The sequence below is a fragment of the Amycolatopsis echigonensis genome, from assembly GCF_014174495.1.
GTDB lineage: Bacteria > Actinomycetota > Actinomycetes > Mycobacteriales > Pseudonocardiaceae > Amycolatopsis > Amycolatopsis echigonensis.
In genome coordinates, this window is the sequence record NZ_JACJHR010000180.1 from 1 (window position 1) to 4,165 (window position 4,165).

The 4,165-nt window shown below is 70.9% G+C and carries 5 protein-coding genes; 1 reads left to right on the forward strand and 4 read right to left on the reverse strand.

Annotated features, from left to right (window positions below; translation table 11 throughout):
* The 3 genes from H5411_RS45810 to H5411_RS45820 form a co-directional block, all read right to left on the reverse strand.
* On the reverse strand, window positions 1–611 hold a 611-nt coding region (locus tag H5411_RS45810), incomplete at its 3' end, for a ClpP family protease (protein WP_183127940.1).
* Between the two features lie 155 nt (window positions 612–766).
* Complete coding sequence (locus H5411_RS45815; RefSeq protein ID WP_183127941.1) at window positions 767–1,444, reverse strand: haloacid dehalogenase type II; 678 nt, start codon at window positions 1,442–1,444, stop codon at window positions 767–769.
* A gap of 9 nt (window positions 1,445–1,453) precedes the next feature.
* Window positions 1,454–2,098, reverse strand: a complete 645-nt coding sequence (locus H5411_RS45820; RefSeq protein ID WP_220818355.1) for a TetR/AcrR family transcriptional regulator — start codon at window positions 2,096–2,098, stop codon at window positions 1,454–1,456.
* A 51-nt stretch (window positions 2,099–2,149) separates the two neighbouring features.
* Between H5411_RS45820 and H5411_RS45825 the strand changes: the two genes are divergently transcribed.
* Window positions 2,150–2,695, forward strand: a complete 546-nt coding sequence (locus H5411_RS45825; RefSeq protein WP_220818356.1) for a VOC family protein — start codon at window positions 2,150–2,152, stop codon at window positions 2,693–2,695.
* Here the strand turns inward: H5411_RS45825 and mptB are convergent.
* Window positions 2,626–4,074: a polyprenol phosphomannose-dependent alpha 1,6 mannosyltransferase MptB gene (mptB, locus tag H5411_RS45830; RefSeq protein WP_183127942.1), complete on the reverse strand. Its 1,449-nt coding sequence runs from the start codon at window positions 4,072–4,074 to the stop codon at window positions 2,626–2,628. The two genes, H5411_RS45825 and mptB, sit on opposite strands and share 70 nt — an antisense overlap.
* Between the last annotated feature and the right edge of the window lie 91 nt (window positions 4,075–4,165).

A 4,165-nucleotide genomic window follows, 5' to 3' on the forward strand; every position in this document is an offset into this window, starting at 1 on the left:
GCGCGTACCCCCAGGCCCATCGCGTGCGTGCGCACCGGGACGACCTGCTCCAGGCGGTCGACGATCTGGTCGATGAAGCCGTAGTCCCGCGCCTCCGCGGCGGTGTACCACCGGTCGTGCAGGGAGTCGGCGAAGACGCGGTCGAACGGCTGTCCGGTGTCCTCCGCGATGAGGCCCAGCACGGTGTCCCGCGTGTAGCGCAGGTCGTCGGCCTGGACCTCGACCTCCACGGCCGAGCCGCCGATTCCCGCCGAACCCTGGTGCATCAGGATTCGCGCGTGCGGCAGGGCGAATCGCTTCCCGGGCGCGCCCGCGGACAGCAGGAACTGCCCGGCGCTGCAAGCCAGCCCGAGTGCGAGCGTCGACACGTCGCACGGCACCAGCCGCATCACGTCGCGGATCGCGAGCATCGACGGGACCGAACCGCCGGGCGAGTGGATCCACAGCGCGATGTCCTTGACCGGGTCTTCGCCGGCCAGGGACAGCATCTGGGTCGCGAGGACCGTTCCGTTGTCGTCGTCGAGGACGCCGTCCAGTACGAGGACCCGCTGGCTCAGGAACCGTTCCCGGAGCCGCTGGTCGAACATCGGCGGAGTCGATTCGTTGGTCATGCCCCGACTGTGCCGCCGCGGACCCGGCCGCGTCCGCCTTCTCTGCCCACGGCAGATCTGCTGTGAGCAGCGCGGAAAGTCAGCGGGTTTTGCGCACCAGGTTCGGGGACGCGTTGCCGTCGTGGCCTGCGGTCCGTTCGACGGCCGCCCGGGGCTCAGTCCCGACCGTGCTCGAGCTGGTCGGCGAGGTCCGCGAGTCCGTCTGCCCGCAGGTCGAAACGATCGGCCGAACCGGGCGGGTCGCCGACCGGGCGGCCGACGTACGCGGTGCGGAACCCGGCTTCCTGCGCGCCGCGCAGGTCCCAGGCGTGCGCGGCGACCATCAGCAGCCGCTCCGGCGCGCGTCCGGCGACGTCGATGGCCAGCCGGTAGACGTCCGGGGCCGGTTTGTAGGTGCGGGCGTCTTCCGCGGAAAGCACGGTGTGCCAGCGCAGTCCGGCGTTCGCGCACAGGTCGAGCAACACGGTCCGGCTTGCGTTGGACAGTCCGACCAGCGGGAATCGTTCGGCGAGGCGGGCAAGCCCGTCGACCGTGTCCGGCCACGGCGGCAGTTTCCTGGCCGCGAGCGCCAACTCGGCCGCGTCGCCGGTACCGACGGCATCCGCGACTGCCTGCGCGGCCTCCCGATCGAGGACGTCACTCGCGACGTACGGCCGCTCCCCCGCGACGATGCGGCCTTGTTCCTGCTCGACATGCTTCTGCCACACCGAAAGCAGCTCGTCGACCTCTGTTTCAGCGAGCGACGGCGCGAATTTCCGGATTCCCGCGCGGATTCCGGCCGGTTCGTCGACGAGCGTGCCGAGTACGTCGAACACGAGCACCTCGATGTCCATGATCGCAACCTATCCGGCCGCAACCAGCGTGCGCAACGCCTCACGCAACCAGCGTCCGTATTCCGCGGCGGACCAGCCGTGCACCCGGCGCAGATGCACCATCGTGTCCGCGCACAGCAAGGCATCCGTGGTATTCGCGAGCTGTTCGATGTCCATAGTGGACTGAAGCAGGCCGTCGCGGGAAGCACGAGACCAGAATTCCCCGCACAACCGCGCCGTCTCCCGCCGCCCAGATTGCGCTGCCTCGGCGATTTCCGGCTCCGCGCCCTCGGCTTGCGCCGCCACCTCGAGCAAGGCTCCGGCACGATCCGCGATTCCGGCCGCGACGTCCGCGAGCGCGTCCAGCCGTTCGGCCAGGGTTCCGGCGGTCATCGCGTCCTGCGCCCGCGGCCGGTGCGCGACGTCGATCGGCTCCGCGTCTCCCACCAGCGCCTCGTCGATGACCCGCCGGAACAACGCCGCCTTGGTGCCGAAGCGGACGTACACGGTTCTCGGCGCGACCCCGGCCCGGCGCGCGACCTGCGTGAGCGCGGTGGCCGCGTAGCCGTGTTCCAGGAACAGCTCCCGCGCAGCCGCGACGACGAGCGCCTCGGTCCGCGCGATCCGGGCGGCCCCGAACTCGGCCCGGGCATCGGCCTTGACCTGGTCTTTCACCAGATGCATCATAACTGCATTGCAGTCCTACTGCATCAGTGGAGGTCATCGATGATTCCCACCCTCGACGGAGTGCATCACCTGAAGCTGCCGGTGGCCGACCTGGACCGGTCGGCAGCCTGGTACGCCGACCGGCTCGGCTACGCGATCGCCCTCGAATTCCGCCAGCGCGGCCGTCGGACCGGCGTCACGATGACGCATCCGCGCGGCGGGCCGGACCTCGGCCTTGTCCTCGATCCGGACCTGGCCCGCGCCGCGGCCGGGTTCGACTACTTCTCCATCGGCGTCCCGGACCGGGCCGCCATCACCGAACTCGCCGAAGACCTCACCCGCCGCGGCGAACAGCACGCGGGCGTCCACTTCGCGACCCTCGGCTGGATCCTGCCCGGCCTGCACGACCCGGACGGGCACGAGGTCCGCTTCTACACGACCGAATCGCACACCGCCCTCGACCCGGCGAACCCGCTGGTGGTCGACGACGCGATCGCGTCCGCGCGAGCGGCCGAACAAGTCTGGCTGAGCCAGCGTCAGTCCGCTGTGGAAGCTTTGCGCAGCGCGAAGAACGCCGCGACCACCACCACGAGCCCGATCACGTAAGCGAGCACCAGCAATCCGACGCGCCCGCTGAAATTGCCGCCCACCGGCGGAAGCACGACGGAAAACGCCGCGACGAGCGTGATCACCACCGACCGCACTCGCCCGGCCGACAACGACGCGGCCAGCGGAACCACCGCCCACAGCAGATACCACGGCTGCACGACAGGCCCGAAAACCACGACCGCGCTCAGCATCAGCCCGAGCGAGCGGACCGCCTCGATCCGGCCGGTCCACTGACGCCGCAGCACCACGACGATCGCGGCCGCGGTGAGCCCGTACCCGATGATCTTGCCGACGCCGATCATCGTCTGCGTGCTGTGCGCGCCGAACAGCGAACCGATGCCGCCGACGAGAAAGCCGAACCAGTTCGTAGGCGCCATCCAGCTGTTGACCTCCCCCGAGGTCGTCAGCGCGGACACCCAGCTGAACCCGATCCCCGACGCCAGGGAAACCACCGCGGACACCGCCGCGAAGACGACGGTCATCCCCGCGCCGGCGAGCAGGAATTCGCCGATCCGGCCGCGCCGACGGGCGATCGCCGTCCCGACCGCGGCCAGCGCGACCAGCGCGGGCACCTTCACCTCCGCGCCGAGCGCGATCAGCAGGACCCCGCCCGCGAGCGGCCACCAGCGGATCCGGTCGCCCACCGCGTCCAGCGCGATCGCTACGCCCGCGAGCATCAGGCCGAGCATCAGCGAATCGTTGTGCATCCCGGCGACCACGTGCCACAGCACCAGCGGGTTCAGCACGCCCAGCCACAACGCGACCCGCGGCGACGCTCCCGCCGCGGCGGCCAATCTCGGCACCGCCCACGCGATCAGCACCAGCCCGGCGACCTCGACCAGCCGGTGCAGCGCGACGCCGACGATCGGGTTCCCGCCGGACACCTGCGCGATGACCCGCTCGACAGCACCGAACAACGGCCCGTACGGCGACGGCGTCTCGCGCCAGTAAACGCTGACCCGGCCGACGATGTCCGAGGCCGAGCCCAGTGCTTGCCGCGGCCCGACCACGTTGAGGTCAAACCCGTGCGCGGCCACCGCACCCTGCGCGAGATAGCTGAAAACGTCCCCGCTGAACAACGGCGGCACGACGAGCAGCGGCCCGCACCACAACGCGAGCGTCCACTTCAGCCAACGCGCGCCGGGGGCGTCCGAGGCGAGCACGCGTCCGCCGAGCAGCGCCCACGCGAGCACCACCAGCCCGACGCCGGCGATCCCGCCCGCGAACGGCAGCACCCCCGGCATCCCGGCGGCCCCGGCGTACACCGCGACCGCCAGCAGCAATACGCCGCCGATGCCAGTCCAGCGCAGACTCGTCGCGGACGCGAAACTGAAGAACCGCACGGGCCGCGAGAGCGTGACCGGCTGACTACTCATCGAAGACCTGCGCACGACATGCCGCGATCGTAGTAGCCAGTCCCCGCCCCACCGCCCCGGCTACCGGTCCGTGAGGGGACTCCCCGGGAAG

Excerpts from the sequence above, each read along its gene's own strand:
- H5411_RS45825 (WP_220818356.1), top strand. The coding sequence starts at position 2,150 with ATGATTCCCACCCTCGACGGAGTGCATCACCTGAAGCTGCCGGTGGCC.
- H5411_RS45815 (WP_183127941.1), bottom strand. The coding sequence starts at position 1,444 with ATGGACATCGAGGTGCTCGTGTTCGACGTACTCGGCACGCTCGTCGAC.
- mptB (WP_183127942.1), bottom strand. The coding sequence starts at position 4,074 with ATGAGTAGTCAGCCGGTCACGCTCTCGCGGCCCGTGCGGTTCTTCAGT.